This is a genomic window from Hydrotalea flava (genome assembly GCF_001623405.1).
Lineage (GTDB): Bacteria > Bacteroidota > Bacteroidia > Chitinophagales > Chitinophagaceae > Hydrotalea > Hydrotalea flava.
The window spans coordinates 1-19,474 of sequence record NZ_LUHG01000054.1 but is presented as its reverse complement, the minus strand read 5'-3'; the positions used below and the strand labels follow the sequence as shown (position 1 = coordinate 19,474).

Here is a 19,474-nt window from a genome sequence, read left to right as displayed (position 1 = left end):
TTTCTTATAAACACTTCTGAAAGATAAAAAATTACGCTGGGACACCCAAGACACCAAAAATAAAATAAACAAATAATTGATAATCAATAACTTAGAAAAATATCTATTTAATGGCGAGGAAAACAGGGGTTATTAAAGAAAACAATGTTACAAGAGTACTTGCCAGGGATGATAAAGGATGTTTTCACTTTCACCCCATTTCATTAACACTAGGAAAAAGTTGGTCTTTTTCGAATGGATTTATTTCTATAAGTGATTAAGGAGAGGAGATTCTAAAAAATTTGTTGTTTTTAAATAATTATGAAATTGGCAATGTGAATGTAATAGATGGTAGTTTCCCTATTACATTAATTCTACATTTTAGCAATTAAAAAAATTTTCTTATGTTTAAATTGATTTTAAATCATTTTTGTCCGACAAAACTTAACTTAAAAATCCCTGTAATCCTTTGCTTCAAAGGATTACAGGCTAAAAAATGATTGTTTCAAAATTTGGGGAAGTACCCCATTGTTTTTATGGAGAAAATGCAAAGGATGCGTTGTGCGTTTTTCTCCAGGCTTTATAGGTGTCTTTTATAAATTCCAATAAACCTACATAGCTCATCAGGTGTAGCCTTATTACTGTAATCATATGCTAGGACAGACAATCCCCCTTAAATTGTATTTCTGTTTTACTAATTCGCTGTAATCAATTCCGTATTGTTCAGCATACTTTAAAGCATGGTTTTTTATGAGTTGTGAAACCTGGACATTAAGCCCGTAGCTTCTTAATATTTCGGCTTTACGCTCCCAGTCGTCATGAGCATCAATATCTGAATAAAGTATTACTGTACGCCCTTGTATACGCTGCATTTATTTTTATCCGTCCATTTACAATCATCGTTTCCGCCTGTGGCAATACATACGCTATCGGGAAAATACGGGGCTGTATAAATGAAAGGTTATATTTCTTTTTATCTCCGTGGCTTGAATCCATTGGTAAAGGAGTTTGTTTTGTACAGTTACTTTCCTATACAAAACTTTCCAAAAATAGTTCCAAGAATATCTCTGTCGGTTTCAATTTTACCGGTAATCACTCCAAGAAAGTGCAAACAACGCCGTATATCCAATGCCAATAAATCGCCGGGAATATTTTGTTCTAATCCCTGTTTTACTTCGTGTAACGCATTGGCTAATTCCTGTAAAACTGCGAAATGACGGGCATTGGTAACAATGGTATGCTCAAAATCTAATGAACCGCCCGTTACCATATTAAAAAGTAATGTTTTTAAATTTTCTATTCCGTTTTGTTGCAGTGCAGAAATATAGTGTATGTTTTGAATTGGAATATTTGAAAATTTTTGCTGCAATAATTGAACATTGGTAGTTGATATATCGCACTTATTACCAACTGCAATGCATTGATGTTTTAAAAGATTCCATTGGTCTATTTGATTCAGTACTTCATTAACGGGATCATTCACATCAAAAATAAATAAAACAATATCGGCCTGTTCTATAGCCTTTCTGCTACGTGCTATACCGATGGCTTCAATTTCATCGGTAGTATGCTGGCGTATACCGGCCGTATCAATTAATTTAAACAAAACACCCTGTATATTTAAAGTTTCTTCTACCGTATCACGGGTTGTGCCAGCAATGGCGCTTACAATAGCTCGCTCTTCATTTAAAAGCGCATTTAGCAATGTACTTTTGCCAGCATTGGGCTTACCCACAATGGCAACTTTTACACCATTTTTAATCACATTTCCAAGGGTAAATGAATGCAATAACTGTTGGGTTTTTGTACTAAGTTGATTCAGCAAATCAATTAATGCACTTCTATCGGCAAAAGCTACATCTTCCTGACTAAAATCTAACTCCAATTCAATTAATGCAGTAAAATGAATCAATTGTTCTCTCATTTCATCTAATACATGCCTGAAGCCTCCTTTTAAGTTATGCAATGCTGCTTTGTGCGCAGCCGCCGCATTGCTGGCAATCAAATCAGCTACGGCTTCTGCCTGCGTTAAGTCCATTTTCCCATTTAAGAAGGCACGTTGTGTGAACTCCCCCGGCATGGCAGGAGTAGCACCATTTTTTACACACAATTGTATAACAGACTCTAAAATGAAAGAAGAACCATGGCAACTAATTTCAACAGTATCTTCTCCTGTATAACTTTTAGGCCCTTTAAAAAGGGTGATTAATACCTCATCAATTGTATTGATTCCATCCGTAATTTCTCCAAAATGAGCGGTATACCCTTGTTGTAGTGATAAATCTTTGCCGTTAAAAATTTTATTCGCTATAGCAATTGCATTCGTTCCACTTAATCGGATAATGCCAATTGCACCAGAACCTGGCGGTGTAGCCAAAGCTACAATGGTAGTATTATAATTCAACTGATGTTGCATACAATGTTAATGAAGATGGGATACAAATTAAATCATTATAAAATTATCAGTGCCGGGAAATAAAAAACCTGCAAATTTTCATCTGCAGGTTTTTTAAAAAATTAAATTGAGGTATATTTATTCATCTGCCACTACAAAAGTGATACTTTGACGTTGGCGATAAATTACATTTCTGCCATTTTGAACAGCAGGTTTCCAGTTAGGGCTTTTTTTCAATACACGAATGGCTTCTTCTTTTGTACCATAACCGGGATCGTTTTCAGCTTTAATATCGCTTAATGCGCCGGTTTTATCTACAATAAAACTTACAACAACAGTGTATTTACCGGGAGGCGCCCCATTATCAACAGGTACACTACTATTTAAATTACGTTCCAGATATTTTTGCCATGCAGCCAATCCACCGGGAAATTCGGCCTGAATTTGTACTACGGTAAAAATTTTGTCGTAATCTTCCTGTTGTTTGGGTGCTTCCACCACACCGGTACCTTTGTTTTCAACAACAGGGGCAACAATTCCCATATCTTTTGCACCTTCCTGATTAATGGTTCCAATTTTAGTGTCTTCTAATTTTGCAACTTCCGGAGGTGGTTCTTTCACCTGCTCATCTTTTACAATTTTAGGCGGGGTAAATTTGGTAATTTCCACTTTGGGTGGTTCCACTTTGGGTGGTGGTGGTGGCGGCGGTGGCGGTGGTTCCTTGGGCTTGTCGGTAACATTTGCCAGGGAAACATCCTGTACCAGTATTTGTGTTTTAGCCTTTTTGGTTGAATTTCCCAACACCGTAAGCAGTAAGAACAGCGCAGTAAAAGCAAGCATAAAAATTACACCGGTAATGATTCGCTTGTTATAGGTTTTGCGCAATTCGTATGCCCCATATTCTTTGTTTCTACCATCGAATATGATATCGAGGAAATCGGCATTCATTACTTGTTTTGCGTCCATGATAATAAACTTTAAAATGAGATGCGGTTTCTAATTATTTTCACACCTTGTCTGAATTAATTTCCGGTTGCGGCAGCAGCCTGTGATTTTTGAACCAACTGCTCTTCTACCGGTGATATATCCACCAACGCATACCTTTTAATGACATTAATAGACATTTCATCCAATGCATCAACAACGTTTTTATAAGTACACTGTGGTGATGGTTTAATCACGACCATTAAATCTTTTTCAGGTGTGCTTGCTTTTTTTCTTAAAATTTCTGCTCTAATGCCCTCATCACCATTACTATAATTAGCCGATTTAAAATTAGTTCCATTGGGAGCCAATTCACCTTCATAATAAAAAACGGTATTATCGCCGCCTAATAGAATGGTGAGCGCACCTGACTCTTTAATTTTATTTTGCTCATCGGGCTTATCTGCATCTTTTGGTAAAAAGAGCTTCATGGCCGTTGGCTGGCTCATGGTAGTGGTAAAGATGAAGAAGGTAATTAATAGAAACCCTAAGTCAACCATTGGCGTTAAGTCTACACGAGTAGACATTTTTTTACCTTTCTTGACGCCCGGGCCTTTCTTATGCCCCCCGCCCGAGGAGGTATCCATTTCTGCCATAACAGGATAATTTTAGAGTGAACAAATTGGGTTAAACTATATAGGTTTTATTCTTCGGTTCTTTGTCCTTTCTGTGCCAATTTCCATAATTCACTTCCGGTTGGAACTGCTTCGGGATTGGTTACCATTTCAAATTTTAACTGATCTGTTTTTTTAAAGGCATTAATCACACCCTCTATTGAAGGATACTTCGATTTATTGTCGCCTTTCAACAACAGGTTCATTTTTTTACCCTGGTAAGCATCTACTGCATAACGCATCCAATCTATCATTTCATTGGGCCCTTTTGTAGTATCCACCGGAATACCGGGAAGTGCATTGGCTTTGCGATCTGCTTCAGGCAAAGCTAAAAATGCTTTTAACTGACTGAAAGGAACACCGATGAACTGTGCATTCACAAAAGCATTCACATCAATTCCCAAATTCTTGGTATTGTTGATGGCATTGGCAATGTATTTTTTGGCATCCGGATCTTCTATCGAGAAGAATACTTTACCGTCTCTGTCTACACTTACCAATACAACATCTTTGGATGGTGCAACTTTAGAAGCAACCGACTTAGGTGTTACAATTTCAATAGCTTCAGGTGGTTTAAATTTTGTTGCCAATATGAAGAAAGTCAGCAACAAAAATGCCACATCGCACATAGCAGTCATGTCTACATTCGTGCTTTTTCGTGGTAACTTTGGTCTTGCCATTTTACTGATTTTACATTAATTCACTAATGAGATTCCGTTTTCCAATTTTTCCACAAACTTATTTATAGTTTGCAGCAAAACTTTGTGTTAATGTAAAGCCAGACTCGTCAATACCATAAGTAATACCATCAATTTTAGTGGTGAAGATGTTATAGAAAATGATGGCAATGGCTGAAGTACCGATACCCAAAGCGGTATTGAACAAGGCTTCAGAAATACCCACAGATAATTCACGGGCAGCATCACCACCGGCACCTTCTTCACCAAGAGAAGAGAACGCTTTAATCATACCTAATACCGTACCTAACAGACCTAACAAAGTTGCTACAGAAGCAATGGTTGATAGGAATACTAAGTTTTTTTCCAACATAGGTAATTCCAAAGCAGTTGCTTCTTCAATTTCCTTTTGAATATTCAGAATTTTTTGTTCAGTATCCAATTCTGTATTGGTAATCATTTCTTTGTACCTGCGTAAGCCGGCTTTCATAACATTACCAACAGAACCTTGTTGTTTGTCGCATTCTGCTAATGCTTTATCAACATCTTTATTGGCTAAGTGAAATTGTACTTTACGAATAAATTCCTGAATGCTGCCTTTTCCGGTTGATTTGGTAACAGTTAAAAATCTTTCAACTACAAAAGTTAATACAGTTAAAAAAGTTCCGATTAATAAAGGCACGATAATACCGCCTTCATACATTTTTGCAATAGGAACGGTTGATTTTGGTCCTTTATGACCAGGCCAAAACCAATGGCTTGGATCAGTATCAGGAAGAGAAAAATGATCTGGTGCGCCCAGATAAAAACGCCAAAAAGAATATCCTACAATAACACAAATTACAGGCGCAATCCATGAAATAGAATTACCTTTTCTTTTAGGGTGTTGTGCTGTTGCCGGTTTAGCAGCAGAAGCTGAAGCTGTGGGTTTAATGTCCGCCATGGTTCAATTGTTTTTTGGTTTTTAAATTACAGTGTTAAAAAGATTTCACAATTCTACTGAAAATTATTTTGAAAAAACAAAACAATGTTTCAAATTTTTTTTAGAGGCCTGTAAAATAGTTATTTTCATTAATGCTGCAAATTAGTTTTTCAATAAGTGCCATTATTTTTTAAATAAACAATCAAAAACTGCTTCAATCGGTTTGTTTTATAAAATTGAACCTGAAAAAGCCGTTTTTAAACCGCTCATCAAAAATTATGAAAAACACCTTTTTTTTCAAACCCTCTTGTTATCTTCAATCATTAAAATTTTAAATAACACTATATGAAGAAAACGTTATCTTTTATCTTGCTTATTTTAACCGGAACCTGGCTATGTGCACAGCAAAGGCCTGATACATCACGATTTCCAATACTGAATGGGCGAACAGCCGGAGCAGCTGCCGCAGCAAAACCAGCTACTGGTCCAAAGCCTTATAAAGAAGTAATTACCAACAAGGCCGTAACACAAAAAGGTTTATTTACGGTTCATAAAGTTGCGGATAAATATTATTTTGAAATTCCCGATTCAATTTTAGGACGTGAAATTTTAGCTGTAACCCGTTACAGCAAAACACCCGGTGGCGGCAGAAATTATGGCGGTGAATTGGTGAACCAACAAACCATTGAATTTGCAAAAGGCCCTGAAAACAAAGTATTTCTAAAAGTCATTACCTTAATTAATTATGCAGATTCTACCAATGAAATTTCAAAAGCAGTAGCCAATTCTAACTTAAATCCCATTGCAGCTGCATTTCCTATTGCTGCTTATGGCAAAGATTCTACCTCGTCTGTAATTGATGTAACTGATTTCTTTAAAGGAGATAACCAAGCAGTAAATCTTACTCCTGCTATTAAACGCAGACTCAGCCTGTCTATGCTGGCATCTGACCGTTCCTATATTGAAAGTATACACACTTACCCCATCAATACAGAAATCAGAACAGTAAAAACATACAATTCTACACCCAGCCCTGCCGGTGGATTTGGCGCCCCATCACCCATACCACAAAGTGAACCACTACCTGCTGCCATGGATGCGGGAGCCGTTACACTTGAATTAAACACTTCAATGCTGTTATTACCCAAAACACCTATGCATAAAAGGCTGTTTGACCCCAGAGTAGGCTTTTTTGCAGATGATTACACCATTTACAGTGATAACCAGCAAAAAGTAGATAATCAGGTTTTTGCTGTGCGTTGGAGGCTGGAACCCAAACCCGAGGACATAGATAAATACAAACGTGGTGAACTGGTAGAACCTGCCAAACAAATTGTATACTATATTGATCCTGCTACACCTAAACAATGGCGCCCTTATTTAATTGCAGGCGTTAACGACTGGCAAAAAGCTTTTGAAAAAGCCGGTTTTAAAAATGCCATCGTAGCAAAGGAATGGCCTGAAAACGACAGTACCATGAGTTTAGAAGATGCCCGTTATTCTGTTATACGGTATTTTGCTTCTGATATTGAAAACGCATATGGCCCCAATGTACACGACCCTCGCAGCGGTGAGATTTTGGAAAGCCATATTGGATGGTATCATAATGTTATGAAATTAGTGCACGATTGGTACATGATTCAAACAGCTGCCGTTGATCCGAAAGCCAGAAAAATGAAATTTGATGATTCGTTGATGGGCCAGTTAATTCGCTTCGTTTCTTCACACGAAGTGGGCCACACCCTTGGCTTGCGCCACAACATGGGCAGCAGCAGCAAAACACCGGTTGAATTACTGCGTAACAAAGCCTGGATAGAAGCCAACGGACATACTGCCTCTATTATGGATTATGCTCGTTTTAACTATGTTGCACAACCGGAAGATAATATCAGCGAAGCCGGACTATTCCCAAGAATTGGGGATTACGATAAATGGGCCATTCAATGGGGTTATACCTACACTGGTATTAACGATCCCAAAAAAGAAGAATTGGTTACCAACCAATGGGCAATCGACAGTCTTAAAAACCCCAGATTATGGTTTGGCGGCGAAGGAAGAAATGTTGACCCCAGAGCACAAACTGAAGACTTGGGCGACGATGCAGTTAAAGCCAGCAATTACGGTATTATGAACCTGAAAAGAATTATTGTACAATTGCCGGTTTGGACCAAAGAAGAAGCCGATAAATACCAGAATTTAAGCGATATATACCAACAATTAGTGGGTCAGTTTGCCCGATATATGGGCCATGTAACCAAAAATGTGGGCGGCATTGAAGAAACCTTTAAAAGTGTAGAACAAAAAGGCGATGTGTATACACCCACACCAAAAGAAAAACAAAAAGCAGCAGTTGCCTTTTTAAATACACAACTCTTCCAAACGCCTAACTGGTTGTTAGATAAGGATATTTTAAATAAGATAGCTTACCCAACCGCTAATGAAGCCATTCAAAACCTGCAAATCAGTGTATTGAACAGTTTATTAGATGCCGGCCGCTTGTATCGTTTAGAAACCAGCAGGAACCGATTTGGCAACAGCACATATGGTTTGGATGAAATGATGGATGATGTTCAAAAAGGTATTTGGAGTGAATTAAGCACCCAAAAACCAATTGATGCCTATCGCAGAAATTTGCAAAAAGCCTATGTAAGTAAACTGATTGATTTGATAGATCCTGCTAAATCAAATTCAGCCAACTTAACTGCAACAGCCAGAGGCTTCAATCTTTCTATTATTAATACCGCTAATACAGATGTACCTTCTGTAGCAAGAGGCGAATTGAAAAGTTTATTAGCCGCCATCAATGCAGCAATTCCTGCCACAAGCGATAAAATGAGTAAATATCATTTACAGGATGTTGCAGAAAGAATCAAAAAAGCGTTAGAGCCTAAGGCTTAAACACAGCGCTTTAAAACAATAAAAAGAGCTGCCGCCATTTAACCGGTAGCTCTTTTTATTTTCAACCAATTCATATAAATGCAATCAACTGCAATAACTTTGTGTAGCTACAAATAAACAATATGAAAAAAACTGGATTGTGTTTTACGATTTTTTGTTTAATAACCCACTTTGCCACAGCGCAAAATTTTTCAGCAGTTATTAAAGACAGTATGACCAAAGAGCCGGTTTATTTTGCCAGTATTACCAATTTAAATAATAAAAAAACAGTTATCTCTAACGAGAAAGGAATGTTTTCAATTGCCGCAAAACCTGGTGATATTATATCCATTGCTTCTATCAGCTATACATTTGATACGCTTCATATCAATATAAAATTATTACAGCAAGCCGGATACGTTATTTACCTGCATCCTCTTTCTAAAATGTTAGATGAAGTAACTGTCAGATCGCATAAAAGCTACTCTGCATATCAATTAGACAGTTTGCACAGAAGAAGAGATTTTTTTGCAACTACCAACGATTATACTTTACCAACAGTATCTAACGGCAATTCCGGTGTTGGTATGGGTATTAATATTGACCATTTTTTTGGGCTGGATAAACGAAAACGTGAAGCCATTCAACTCTTTAACCAAATGGAGCAGGAACATTATATTAATTACCGATTTAATCCAACTTTCTTAAAACAATATGTAACGCTGCCAACAAACTCGCTGCTGTTGTTTATGGAAACATACAGGCCAACTTATAAATGGCTCAGGCAGCACCCGCACCGGGAAGATTTAGTTTATTATATTAATGATAAATTGAAATTGTTTCTGAAAAAGTAACGCAAAAGCTTGAGCTTTACTCATATCGTAAAGCAACAATCGGATTTAATTTAGCAGCTTTTATGGCCGGGTACAATCCTGCTGCAAACCCAACCAGAGAGCAGATCACAATACCAATACTTACCCATAACCAGGGCACAACAAAACCGGTTTTCAATACCATTGAAAAAATATTACCAACCAAAACACCCAAAATAATTCCAAATATTGCACCCAATAAACTAATAATCATACTTTCAAATAAAAACTGCTGCCTTACATTTTTGCTTTTTCCGCCAATTGCCTTAATAAGGCCTACTTCACGGGTACGTTCATTTACCGAAACCAGCATAATATTCATTAAACCAATGGCAGCACCAATTAAAGTAATAATACCAATAGCTGCAGCCGCACCTGTAATACTACTTAAAAAAGTAATAAACAGTTCTGCAAATTTATCACTCTTTTCAATGGTAAAATTATCTGCATCTGTTGGCAGCAATTTTCTGATACCTCTGAAATGCGCTGTAGCTACGCCTATTGCAGGATCTAACATCGCTACATTTTCTACCATTACGCCAATAAAATACGACGGTGAGGCATTAGCTAAACGACGGGCACTGTTGTAAGAAGTTACCACTATATCATCCTGCCGCAATAAACCACTCGATCCCTTGCTTTTCAGCACACCAATTATACGGTAAGGTATTCCACCAACTTTTATAATATGATCAACAGCTGTTTCAGAATGATCGCCAAACAATTTTGTAGCAACATTGCTACCCAACAAACATACATTACGACCACTTTCCACATCCAAACTATTCAAATTTCTGCCAACTGCTACCGTAAAACCATTTACCGTTAAATAATTTTCATCACCACCCCAAACAGTTACAACGGGATTGGTTTTTTTATCGCCATAATAACACTCTACATTACCAGGCCCGCGCATATACACACTTACAATAGATGGGTATTGATAGGTTTGTTTAAAATAAACCGCATCTTCCCGCCGTATGGTTTTATCGAGGTTCGAAACTTTATCCTTCACTCCTCTTGCCGTTTTCTTTACACTTTGGTCTCTTCCAAAACGGATACGCGATTCTTTGTATTTTATTACAAAAGCATTGGCCCCCATCGATGAAAAACTTTCCCGCAAACTTTGATTCATAGCCTGAATAGCGGTAATAATTCCAATCAACGCCATAATGCCAAATGCAATAATAGCAACGGTTATACCGGTTCTCAGCTTATTTCCTTTTACCGTTTTAAATGCCAGATTAAATGAATCGGTTAACGTCATTAACAAGTTATTGTATTAAAATCATTCTAAAGATAAGGCGCAATCAGATAGTTTAAAACCAAAAAGGATAAACGTAGCAAAAAATAAACAGACGGTAATAGCAGCTATTTAGCCCTGTGGGTAATTTGAATCAATTTTAGGTAACCCGGCTTCTGCTATTTTGGGCATCGCCTGTTGTGTCACTCACTTGTACGTTCAGTTTTTATGGCAGCATGTTGCGTTGCTGTAACAGTTACTACTGATTAGATAAACATTGTGAAGAGAATTGATTAAAAACTAAAAGTAAAACCAGTTTAGAATAATGGTTGGGAACATGCCAATTAAAATAGTAACTACAGCAAGCAAAACCAGCATAAAGCAAAACCCTTTATTGAATGAATGCAATTCCGGATTGCCCTTTTTAAAATACATGGCCTGTATTACTCTGAAATAGTAAAAAGCACTGATAGCAGCAAAAATTACCGCAACAATTACCAACCAGGTTACTGAGCTGCCGCCGTATTTAATGGCAGATAACAACATATAATACTTTGCAAAGAACCCTGCCGTAAGCGGAATGCCTGTTAAGGATAAAAGAAATACGGTGGTGGTTCCGGCTAGTAACGAACTTTTTTGTGCAAGGCCATTGAATCCTTCCAGCGATATATCTTTCACTTTTTCCAACACGGCGAAAATGCCAATAGTAGCCACAGAGTAGGCCACAGTATAAATTAAAATACCTTCTTTAGCTACATCATTTTCGGCAAAAACCGCAAATAGCATAAATCCGGCCTGGGCAATACTGGAATAAGCCATCATCCGTTTTACGCTTTGTTGGAATACCGCGGTAATATTTCCAACCAACAAAGTGGCAATAATTACAACCGGTAAAATAATTTTCCACGACATACCCATCTCAACTGCCTTATTATCAAATAATCGTATAAATGCAATAAAACCGGCTGCTTTAATAATCGTTGCCATATATGAAGTAAAAACACCGGGTGCACCATCGTATACATCGGGCGTCCAGAAATGAAATGGAGCAGCAGAAACTTTAAAAGCAATGGCAATAAAAACCAGCACTAAACCCAATGGGTCTAATATGCCATACTCATTTGATACTGCAGAGGGTTTAAGGGCGTCTATTTCAAATCCGCCACGGGCACCATACATTAAAGCAATACCCATTAATAAAATACCGGTAGAAAATGAACCCATCAGGAAATATTTCAACGAGGCTTCATTACTTTTTAAATTCCGCTTATCAGCACCGGTTAGAATATATAAAGGAATGGACATAATCTCAATGCCCAAAAACAGCATTAAAAGCGAGTTGTACGAGGTTAAAATAGCTATACCGGCTAATGAAAAGAAAATTAATGCAAAGAATTCTGCACCATGCCGGCCATTGCCGATCAATGTAACATCTGAACCACTGATTAAAGTAAACAAAAATGTAGCAGCAAAAGCAAGTGTATTAAAGTACAAGCCAAATTTTTGAAAATTCAGCATACCATGCGTAGGAATATAAATACTAAAAATACCATAAGTATCAAAAATGTTGGCCAGTAAAACCACCAATAAAGCAGCCAGTGCCACATTTCTGATGGTTGATTTTTGTTGGGTGATAATGCCTGTAAACATCATTACAACACCCGCTACTGCCGAAAATATAATTGCGTTCATATCTTAAAATATAGTTATTCGCCCTGTTGAATTGTTCTAAATTGCATCAACTTTATTCGTAATAAAAACTTTTTTGTTTATACACTGCAACATCATTCTACCCAGAGTATGCTTTTCACTTACAGCCATTTTATTGCACCAATAATGCTTTCACTGTATCATTGGTTAAGTGTATCATTGGCTCGGGATATATACCAAAAAAGAAAATTACAACCACCAGTATCCATAAAATAAAACGCACATGTAGTCCTGCATCTACTGCATGGGTTGTTTGAATGGCTACTTCACCATAAAAAATTTTTTGTACGGTATTTAATGTATATACCGCAGTTAATATAATGGTAATCAGTGCAAAAATGGCTATTACCATATTGTATTGAAACAGACCATTAAACATTAAAAACTCGCCAATAAAACTATTGGTTAGCGGCAATGCAATATTGGCAAGTGCCATAATAACAAAAAGTATCGCTAATTCCGGAGCCTTTTGTGCCAGACCGCCTAATTCGCTCAATTTGCGGGTACCCAATTGCTGTTCAATTGCATCTGCTACAATCCACAATCCCAATACTACAATACCATGGTTAAACATTTGCACCATTACCCCATTCCATCCCACTTCTTTCTGTGCAAAAATGGCAGCACACATTAAACCAATATGTGCAATGGAAGAATAAGCTATCACTCGTTTAAAATCATCCTGCCGGATAGCGATGAGTGATGCATACAACATTCCGATCACGGCAAGAATGATAATGAAATTTGCAAAATGAGTGGTAGCCTCAGGAAAAACAGGCACTAACCAACGAATGGTGGCATATAAACCCATTTTTACCATAATGGCACTTAGCACCATGGTTACACCGGTTGTAGCCTGTTCATAAGCATCGGGTTGCCAGGTATGTAGCGGAAATAAAGGCATTTTGATAGCAAAAGCAATAAAAAATAACCAAAAGAATACATATTGCTGGTGGGTGCTTAAATGCAAATGGTAAAACGATTCAATGGCAAAGGAGTGATTACCGGAGGTTTGAAAATACAAATAAAAAATTCCGATTAGCATTAGCAATGAGCCCACAAATGTATACACGAAAAATTTGAATGTTGCAGCAATTCTTTTTTCTCCACCCCAGTTAGAAGCCAAAAAATAAGCAGGAATTAAAGCAAGCTCCCAAAAAAAGTAAAATAGCAGCGCATCGGCTGCAACAAAAACACCCATTAACCCTGCCTGAGTTAATAACATACCGGCAAAAAAATTGCCCGGCTTCGTATAACTATTTTTATAAATAGCAACAAAAATAACAGGAAAGCCGATTGCAGTTAATAAGGTAAGCATGCTGCTCATCCCGTCCATGTGTACATCAAAACTACTGCCTAATGCCGGCAACCAGGGTAAATGAATAGATAAAGCATCAGCATTATTAAAAAAGTAAATACCACTTAATGCAATGGCCAAAGTAACCAGCGCAATCAGTAATGACCAGCTTTTGGCTGCTTTATCTTCTTTCAACAAAAAAGAAATAAGGCCACCAATCAAAGGAACGATTATTAATAAAAGAGGAATCATAGCTATTATTTGCCTGGGGCTTTTAAAATATTTTACTTAAATAGGTATAAATATAACCGTCGTTTATCCAAATTAAAACCAATACAATCATGGCCAGTATCATAAAGAGTATGTATCCGCCTACCTGTCCGCTCTGAATTAATCTTACCTGTCGCGATGCATACAAAACAAATCTTCCTACCCCATTTACTGCACCATCAAGACCACTTTTTTCAACAATATTTTTTAAAACTCCTGCAAATCTGTTCAGTGGTTTTACAACAATTCCATCATATAATTCATCGATGTACCATTTATTAGCCAGAAATTTTCCAACGCCTGTAGGCTCTTCTAATTCAGGATGTTTAGTAAACCTGCCCAATGCAAATAAAATGGCGATGGTTGCTATGGCTACAGAAACACCCATTAATAACCATTCTGTTGCATGTGGCATTTCGGTGGATGTTTCAGTAGTTAAAACAGGTTGTAACAAATGATGAAATAAATTGGCACCCGGAGCCATTACGGTAGGTATACCCACCCATCCGCCAATCACACTTAAAATAGCCAGTAAAATTAAAGGGAAGGTCATAACAGCAGGACTTTCATGTAAATGATGTTCCTGATCATGTGTGCCTCTGAAGTTGCCTAAAAAAGTAGTAGCATATAAACGGAATATATAAAATGCGGTTAATGCCGCACCTGCCACTCCCAATACCCAGTAAACAGGATTTTTTGCATACGCCGCAGCCAGAATTTCATCTTTAGAGAAGAATCCGCTAAATGGAGGAATACCTGAAATGGCTAAGCATGCCAACAGGAAAGTAATATGGGTAACGGGCATGTATTTACGTAATCCACCCATTTTTCGAATATCCTGTTCATTGCCCATGGCATGTATTACAGAACCGGCTCCCAGGAATAACAATGCTTTAAAAAATGCATGTGTCATTACATGAAAAACCGCACCTGAGTAAGCACCTACTCCTAATCCTAAAAACATATAACCCAACTGGCTTACTGTGGAATAGGCCAATACTTTTTTAATATCATTTTGTTTGATGGCAATTGTAGCCGCCAGTAAAGCAGTAGCCACACCAATGATAGCAATAATGTTTTCAGTTACCGCACTCATACTATATAATACATTGCTACGTGCAATCATGTATACCCCGGCAGTTACCATGGTAGCTGCATGTATTAAAGCTGAAACCGGAGTTGGACCGGCCATTGCATCGGGCAGCCAGGTATACAAAGGTATTTGTGCACTTTTACCGGTAGCACCCATAAAAAATAACAAGGTAATTCCGGTAACATCAACGGCACTTAAGCTTCCGGTTCCGGCAAAAACATTACCATAAGTTAATGTGCCTAATTTAGCAATCAACCAAAAAATTCCCACCAAAAAACCCACATCACCAATACGGTTCATGATGAAAGCTTTTTTCGCAGCGCAGTTATAATCATTGTTTTTAAACCAGTAACCAATTAACAAATAAGAACATAAGCCTACACCTTCCCATCCCAAAAACAGAATAAGATAATTACCGCCCATTACCAAGAGCAGCATGGAAAACACAAACAGATTCAGATAAGAAAAATAACGTGCAAAATGTGGCTCAGCTTCTTCATGCATGTATGAGGTTGAATATACATGAATTAGAAAACCTACACCGGTAATAATTAACATAAACAAGGCAGAAAGTGCATCAACCTGAAAAGAAAATGGAATGGTAAGTCCCTTAATATCAATAAAATTGAAATAAGTTTGAATAATAGGGCCATTGGATTTTACCTGCCAGAATAAACTCAGGCTGATTAAAAAAGCCACTAAAATTACACCGCAACCAATTAAACTAACTGCCCGTTTAGAAAGCGATTTTCTAAGCAATCCGTTGATCAGAAATCCTGCAAGCGGCAGTAATGGTACTAAGTAAACTAATTGATTCATATGATTCGTTTAAAGTAAGGCTTACCACAACAGTATAAGCTTCCCTTTTATCATTTAATTCTTTAACCGGTTTAAAAAATTTACATCTACAGAATGTGCATTTCTGTACATCATTACAATAATGGCCAATCCAACACTTACTTCAGCAGCTGCTACCACCATTACAAAAAACACAAAAATTTGTCCGTCCGTTCCGGCATTGTTTACTTTCTCAACCGCAGTTGCTACTGCATGATGCATTTTTGAAAAAGCAACGAGTAATAAATTTACTGCATTGAGCATCAGTTCTATACTCATAAAAATAATGATGGCATTTCTGCGTGTTAGTACACCTGCAATACCAATACAGAACAGTGCTAAACTTAAAAAAATATAGTATTGTATAGGCATAATCTGTTGATTGTTTAAAAAAAGTATATCGAATAATGCTTATTAATCTTTTTTCCCAATTACTACTGCACCTACCATGGCACTTAAAAATAAAATACTGCTTATTTCAAAGGGCACCACATACGTACTGAATAATGCTTTTCCCAAATTTGAAATCAACCCGATACTTCCTTCTTTCATCATGGCTGTTTTGGCTTGCAACTCGGGCGCCTGTCTGATTAATGATACCAATATCATTAAAAAACAACCGGCTGAAATGGCACCGGCTAATTTCATCCAAATATTTTTCTGAGGTTCTGTATCCTTATTCAAATTCATTAACATGATTACAAAAAGAAACAACACCATAATAGCACCTGCATATACAATTAAATTTACGATTGCAATGAATTGCGCATTCAGTAAAATATAATGCCCTGAAATGGCAAAAAATACACCTACCAGCCATAACACACTGTGTACCGGATTTTTACTAAGTAAAACCATTAATGCACTTACCAACGCCAGGGCACTTAAAAACCAGAATAAGATTTGTATGGCATTCATTTGATACTATTATTTTTATTTCTGTAACAGGCTCACTAAACGAATTAATAAAAGGTGGTTGATGAAAAATAACCTTGCCATTATTTTACAATGAAAATAATTACAGGGTTTAATTCAATCCTTTTGCTTTTGCATACGCTTCTGGCTCTGTTACGGGATTGGGTATTAATAAATCTTGTTTACCGTATATAAAAGTGGTACGATTAAAATTTGCCGGTGCAAAGGTTTCGCTTAAATAAATAGCATCTTTCGGACAAGCTTCTTCACACAATCCACAAAAAATACAACGCAGCATATTAATTTCGTAGCGGGCTGCATATTTTTCTTCACGATATAGATTTTCTTCACCGGGTAACCGTTCAGCAGCCTCCATGGTAATGGCCTCAGCCGGGCAGGCAACAGCACATAATCCGCAGGCGGTGCATCTTTCCCGGCCTTCTTCATCTCTGTTCAACACATGCAATCCTCTAAACACCGGACTAAATGGCCTTTTTTGTTCCGGGTATTGAATGGTTGGTTGTTTTTTAAATATGTGGCTAAATGTGATTAACATTCCCTTGAAAATATTGATCAGATATAATCTTTCCCAGAATGTCATCGGCTTTCTGTTAACCGGCTGTGCTCTGTTGGTTAGTGCTTGCATGATGGAACCGATGGTTTAAAAAGTTTTGCAAAAATATTTTTATTGTAACTAGTATCCAAGTTTATATTGTTTTATTCCTTATAACCCGGCATCCCATTGTTGTGCAATGAAATTTATTTTCCCATCCACAGAATGAGTGCACCTGTAATCAGCATATTTGCCAAAGCCAATGGCACAAGCGATTTCCAGCCCAGGTTCATTAACTGGTCATATCTGAACCTCGGAATTGTCCATCGTACCCACATAAATATAAAAATGAATATCACCACTTTTATCAGTAAAGCTACCACGCCTAAGATGGCTGCAACATTGGGCGACAATAGGCTTTCATTTAAAAAAGGTACATCATAACCGCCAAAGTAAAGCGTTGCCATTACCACACTGCTGATAAACATATTTACATATTCTGAAAACAGATAAAAACCCAATTTCATAGAAGAATACTCCTGATGGTAACCAAAGTTTAATTCATTTTCTGCTTCCGGTAAATCGAAGGGTGTTCTGTTACATTCAGCAAATGCACAGATGATGAATATTAAAAAACCAAGGGGCTGGTACACAATATTCCACCAATGGCCGGGTTCCATTTGTTGTTTTACAATTTCGCCTAACTGCAAAGTGCCTGTTGTCATTAATAAAGCAATTAAACTTAAGCCCATAGCTAATTCATAACTAATTGCCTGCGATGCACCTCTTAATGCAGCCATTAATGAAAATTTATTATTGGAAGCCCAACCGCCAATCATAATGCCATATACACCTAAACTTACCACTGCAAAAATGTACAGAATGCCAATATTAACATCTGCAATTTGCAGGGGAATAACTCTGCCAAACAAATGCACATCGCTGCTCCAGGGTATTACGGCACTGGTCATCAAAGCGGCTGTCATGGCCAAAAAAGGCCCTAAAACAAATAATACTTTATTGGAAGTGTTGGGAATAATTTCTTCTTTCATGATGAGCTTTAACCCATCGGCAAATGGCTGAAACAAGCCAAACGGACCGGCACGATTGGGGCCCGGCCTGTCTTGCAAAACCGCCGCCACTTTGCGTTCTGCAAATGTGGTATAGAGTGCTATACCCAGACTTGCAAAAATAACAATGGCAATCAGAATTAATTTTTCCAGAAACAATATCCAGTCTATACTTAGTAACATGGCAAATATTGATTGAGTGTTATTGGTTAAAATCGGTTGAATGTGCCGGGCGTTCTAATTCGCTTAAATGTATGTTTGGTTTATTTACTTCACTTACACTATGAATATCCATGAGTAATTTTGGATTCCTGCCTTTCATAATGTTAGGAAAGGTTTCAGTAGGTTTTACCAATCCTACATATTTGTTTTGTGCAATCACTGAATGCCGGTTAACATTAGTTGGGCCTTCTATTACCCAATCGGTCAGATTTTTCTTTTCAAAGCGGCATTCATTGCAAATCCATCCTGTTTTGCCGTTTGAGGCTTCTTTCACTTCACCCCATTCATCTTTTCGGGCAGTTACTCTAAACACCTCATCACCTCTTAACCATAGCTCTGCTTCACCACAACATTTATCGCAATGCCTGTGTGCATTCACAGGTTTGGTAAACCATACTCTGTTTTTAAAACGGAAAGTTTTATCGGTTAAAGCACCTACAGGGCATACATCTATTACATTACCAATAAATTCGTTATGCAGATTTTTTTGAATGAAAGTGGCAATTTGAGCATGATCACCCCGGTCTAATACACCGTGTTCTCTTTTGGGAGAAAGCTGGTCGGCTACAAAAACACAGCGGTAGCAAAGTATACAGCGTGTCATGTGCAACTGAATATACGCTCCTAAATCTACTTTTTTAAAGGTGCGTTTTTGAAATTCGTAACGGCTGCCTTCTTTACCGTGTTCATAACTTAAATCCTGCAAATGACATTCGCCGGCCTGATCGCAGATGGGGCAATCTAATGGGTGATTAATTAATAAAAATTCAACCACACCGGCCCTTGCTTCCTGTACACGTGGCGATGTTACATTTTTTACTTCCATACCATCCATTACGGTTGTGCGGCAAGAAGCAACTAATTTGGGCATGGGGCGCGGATCTTTTTCAGAACCCTTGCTCACCTCTACCAAACAGGTACGGCATTTACCACCACTGCCTTGT

The 19,474-nt window shown here is 37.6% G+C and carries 16 protein-coding genes; 2 read left to right on the top strand and 14 right to left on the bottom strand.

Annotation, left to right across the window (positions count from 1 at the left end; translation table 11 throughout):
• Positions 1-1,000: 1,000 nt before the first annotated feature.
• The 5 genes from mnmE to A0F92_RS06350 all read right to left on the bottom strand — a co-directional run bounded on the left by mnmE (position 1,001) and on the right by A0F92_RS06350 (position 5,592).
• On the bottom strand, positions 1,001-2,395 hold the full coding sequence (gene mnmE / locus A0F92_RS06370; RefSeq protein ID WP_068243079.1) for a tRNA uridine-5-carboxymethylaminomethyl(34) synthesis GTPase MnmE: 1,395 nt from the start codon (positions 2,393-2,395) through the stop codon (positions 1,001-1,003).
• 117 nt (positions 2,396-2,512) lie between these two features.
• Positions 2,513-3,340: an energy transducer TonB gene (locus A0F92_RS06365; protein WP_068243076.1), complete on the bottom strand. Its 828-nt coding sequence runs from the start codon at positions 3,338-3,340 to the stop codon at positions 2,513-2,515.
• 56 nt (positions 3,341-3,396) lie between these two features.
• Complete coding sequence (locus tag A0F92_RS06360; protein ID WP_068243073.1) at positions 3,397-3,954, bottom strand: ExbD/TolR family protein; 558 nt, start codon at positions 3,952-3,954, stop codon at positions 3,397-3,399.
• Between the two features lie 47 nt (positions 3,955-4,001).
• Positions 4,002-4,652 carry an ExbD/TolR family protein gene (locus A0F92_RS06355; RefSeq protein ID WP_068243071.1) on the bottom strand — a complete coding sequence of 217 codons (651 nt, stop codon included), beginning with the start codon at positions 4,650-4,652 and terminating at the stop codon, positions 4,002-4,004.
• Positions 4,653-4,710: 58 nt separating this feature from the next.
• The gene (locus A0F92_RS06350; RefSeq protein ID WP_068243068.1) at positions 4,711-5,592 is read right to left on the bottom strand and encodes a MotA/TolQ/ExbB proton channel family protein; all 882 of its coding nucleotides are present in this window, start codon (positions 5,590-5,592) and stop codon (positions 4,711-4,713) included.
• A gap of 324 nt (positions 5,593-5,916) precedes the next feature.
• On the opposite strand from A0F92_RS06350, the gene A0F92_RS06345 reads away from it, so the two are divergent.
• A complete protein-coding gene (locus A0F92_RS06345) occupies positions 5,917-8,469 on the top strand; it encodes a zinc-dependent metalloprotease (RefSeq protein WP_068243063.1) in 2,553 nt (850 codons plus the stop codon).
• Positions 8,470-8,591: 122 nt separating this feature from the next.
• Entirely contained in the window at positions 8,592-9,302 is a 711-nt protein-coding gene (locus A0F92_RS06340) for a peptidase associated/transthyretin-like domain-containing protein (protein WP_068243060.1), read from the top strand.
• Positions 9,303-9,318: 16 nt separating this feature from the next.
• Here A0F92_RS06340 and A0F92_RS06335 read toward each other — a convergent pair whose 3' ends face one another.
• From A0F92_RS06335 to A0F92_RS06295, 9 genes are all read right to left on the bottom strand, one after another.
• Entirely contained in the window at positions 9,319-10,587 is a 1,269-nt protein-coding gene (locus tag A0F92_RS06335; protein ID WP_068243057.1) for an ABC transporter permease, read from the bottom strand.
• Positions 10,588-10,863: 276 nt separating this feature from the next.
• Positions 10,864-12,255: an NADH-quinone oxidoreductase subunit N gene (locus A0F92_RS06330; protein ID WP_068243054.1), complete on the bottom strand. Its 1,392-nt coding sequence runs from the start codon at positions 12,253-12,255 to the stop codon at positions 10,864-10,866.
• A gap of 130 nt (positions 12,256-12,385) precedes the next feature.
• Entirely contained in the window at positions 12,386-13,822 is a 1,437-nt protein-coding gene (locus tag A0F92_RS06325; protein ID WP_068243051.1) for a complex I subunit 4 family protein, read from the bottom strand.
• A gap of 22 nt (positions 13,823-13,844) precedes the next feature.
• Positions 13,845-15,752: an NADH-quinone oxidoreductase subunit L gene (nuoL, locus tag A0F92_RS06320; RefSeq protein ID WP_068243047.1), complete on the bottom strand. Its 1,908-nt coding sequence runs from the start codon at positions 15,750-15,752 to the stop codon at positions 13,845-13,847.
• A gap of 54 nt (positions 15,753-15,806) precedes the next feature.
• Positions 15,807-16,142 carry an NADH-quinone oxidoreductase subunit NuoK gene (gene nuoK, locus A0F92_RS06315; protein ID WP_068243044.1) on the bottom strand — a complete coding sequence of 112 codons (336 nt, stop codon included), beginning with the start codon at positions 16,140-16,142 and terminating at the stop codon, positions 15,807-15,809.
• A gap of 42 nt (positions 16,143-16,184) precedes the next feature.
• Positions 16,185-16,688 carry an NADH-quinone oxidoreductase subunit J family protein gene (locus tag A0F92_RS06310; protein WP_068243041.1) on the bottom strand — a complete coding sequence of 168 codons (504 nt, stop codon included), beginning with the start codon at positions 16,686-16,688 and terminating at the stop codon, positions 16,185-16,187.
• A 109-nt stretch (positions 16,689-16,797) separates the two neighbouring features.
• A complete protein-coding gene (gene nuoI, locus A0F92_RS06305; protein ID WP_068243038.1) occupies positions 16,798-17,331 on the bottom strand; it encodes an NADH-quinone oxidoreductase subunit NuoI in 534 nt (177 codons plus the stop codon).
• A 113-nt stretch (positions 17,332-17,444) separates the two neighbouring features.
• Positions 17,445-18,491, bottom strand: coding sequence for an NADH-quinone oxidoreductase subunit NuoH (nuoH, locus tag A0F92_RS06300; protein ID WP_068243035.1), 1,047 nt, complete (start codon positions 18,489-18,491; stop codon positions 17,445-17,447).
• A 19-nt stretch (positions 18,492-18,510) separates the two neighbouring features.
• On the bottom strand, positions 18,511-19,474 hold a 964-nt coding region (locus A0F92_RS06295), incomplete at its 5' end, for a 2Fe-2S iron-sulfur cluster-binding protein (RefSeq protein ID WP_068243030.1).

Coding starts and splice junctions, on each gene's coding strand:
- A0F92_RS06355 (WP_068243071.1), bottom strand. CDS start 4,652: ATGGCAAGACCAAAGTTACCACGAAAAAGCACGAATGTAGACATGACT.
- A0F92_RS06365 (WP_068243076.1), bottom strand. CDS start 3,340: ATGGACGCAAAACAAGTAATGAATGCCGATTTCCTCGATATCATATTC.
- A0F92_RS06325 (WP_068243051.1), bottom strand. CDS start 13,822: ATGATTCCTCTTTTATTAATAATCGTTCCTTTGATTGGTGGCCTTATT.
- A0F92_RS06335 (WP_068243057.1), bottom strand. CDS start 10,587: ATGACGTTAACCGATTCATTTAATCTGGCATTTAAAACGGTAAAAGGA.
- A0F92_RS06345 (WP_068243063.1), top strand. CDS start 5,917: ATGAAGAAAACGTTATCTTTTATCTTGCTTATTTTAACCGGAACCTGG.
- A0F92_RS06350 (WP_068243068.1), bottom strand. CDS start 5,592: ATGGCGGACATTAAACCCACAGCTTCAGCTTCTGCTGCTAAACCGGCA.
- A0F92_RS06340 (WP_068243060.1), top strand. CDS start 8,592: ATGAAAAAAACTGGATTGTGTTTTACGATTTTTTGTTTAATAACCCAC.
- A0F92_RS06310 (WP_068243041.1), bottom strand. CDS start 16,688: ATGAATGCCATACAAATCTTATTCTGGTTTTTAAGTGCCCTGGCGTTG.
- nuoH (WP_068243035.1), bottom strand. CDS start 18,491: ATGTTACTAAGTATAGACTGGATATTGTTTCTGGAAAAATTAATTCTG.
- nuoL (WP_068243047.1), bottom strand. CDS start 15,752: ATGAATCAATTAGTTTACTTAGTACCATTACTGCCGCTTGCAGGATTT.
- nuoI (WP_068243038.1), bottom strand. CDS start 17,331: ATGCAAGCACTAACCAACAGAGCACAGCCGGTTAACAGAAAGCCGATG.
- mnmE (WP_068243079.1), bottom strand. CDS start 2,395: ATGCAACATCAGTTGAATTATAATACTACCATTGTAGCTTTGGCTACA.
- A0F92_RS06330 (WP_068243054.1), bottom strand. CDS start 12,255: ATGAACGCAATTATATTTTCGGCAGTAGCGGGTGTTGTAATGATGTTT.
- nuoK (WP_068243044.1), bottom strand. CDS start 16,142: ATGCCTATACAATACTATATTTTTTTAAGTTTAGCACTGTTCTGTATT.
- A0F92_RS06360 (WP_068243073.1), bottom strand. CDS start 3,954: ATGGCAGAAATGGATACCTCCTCGGGCGGGGGGCATAAGAAAGGCCCG.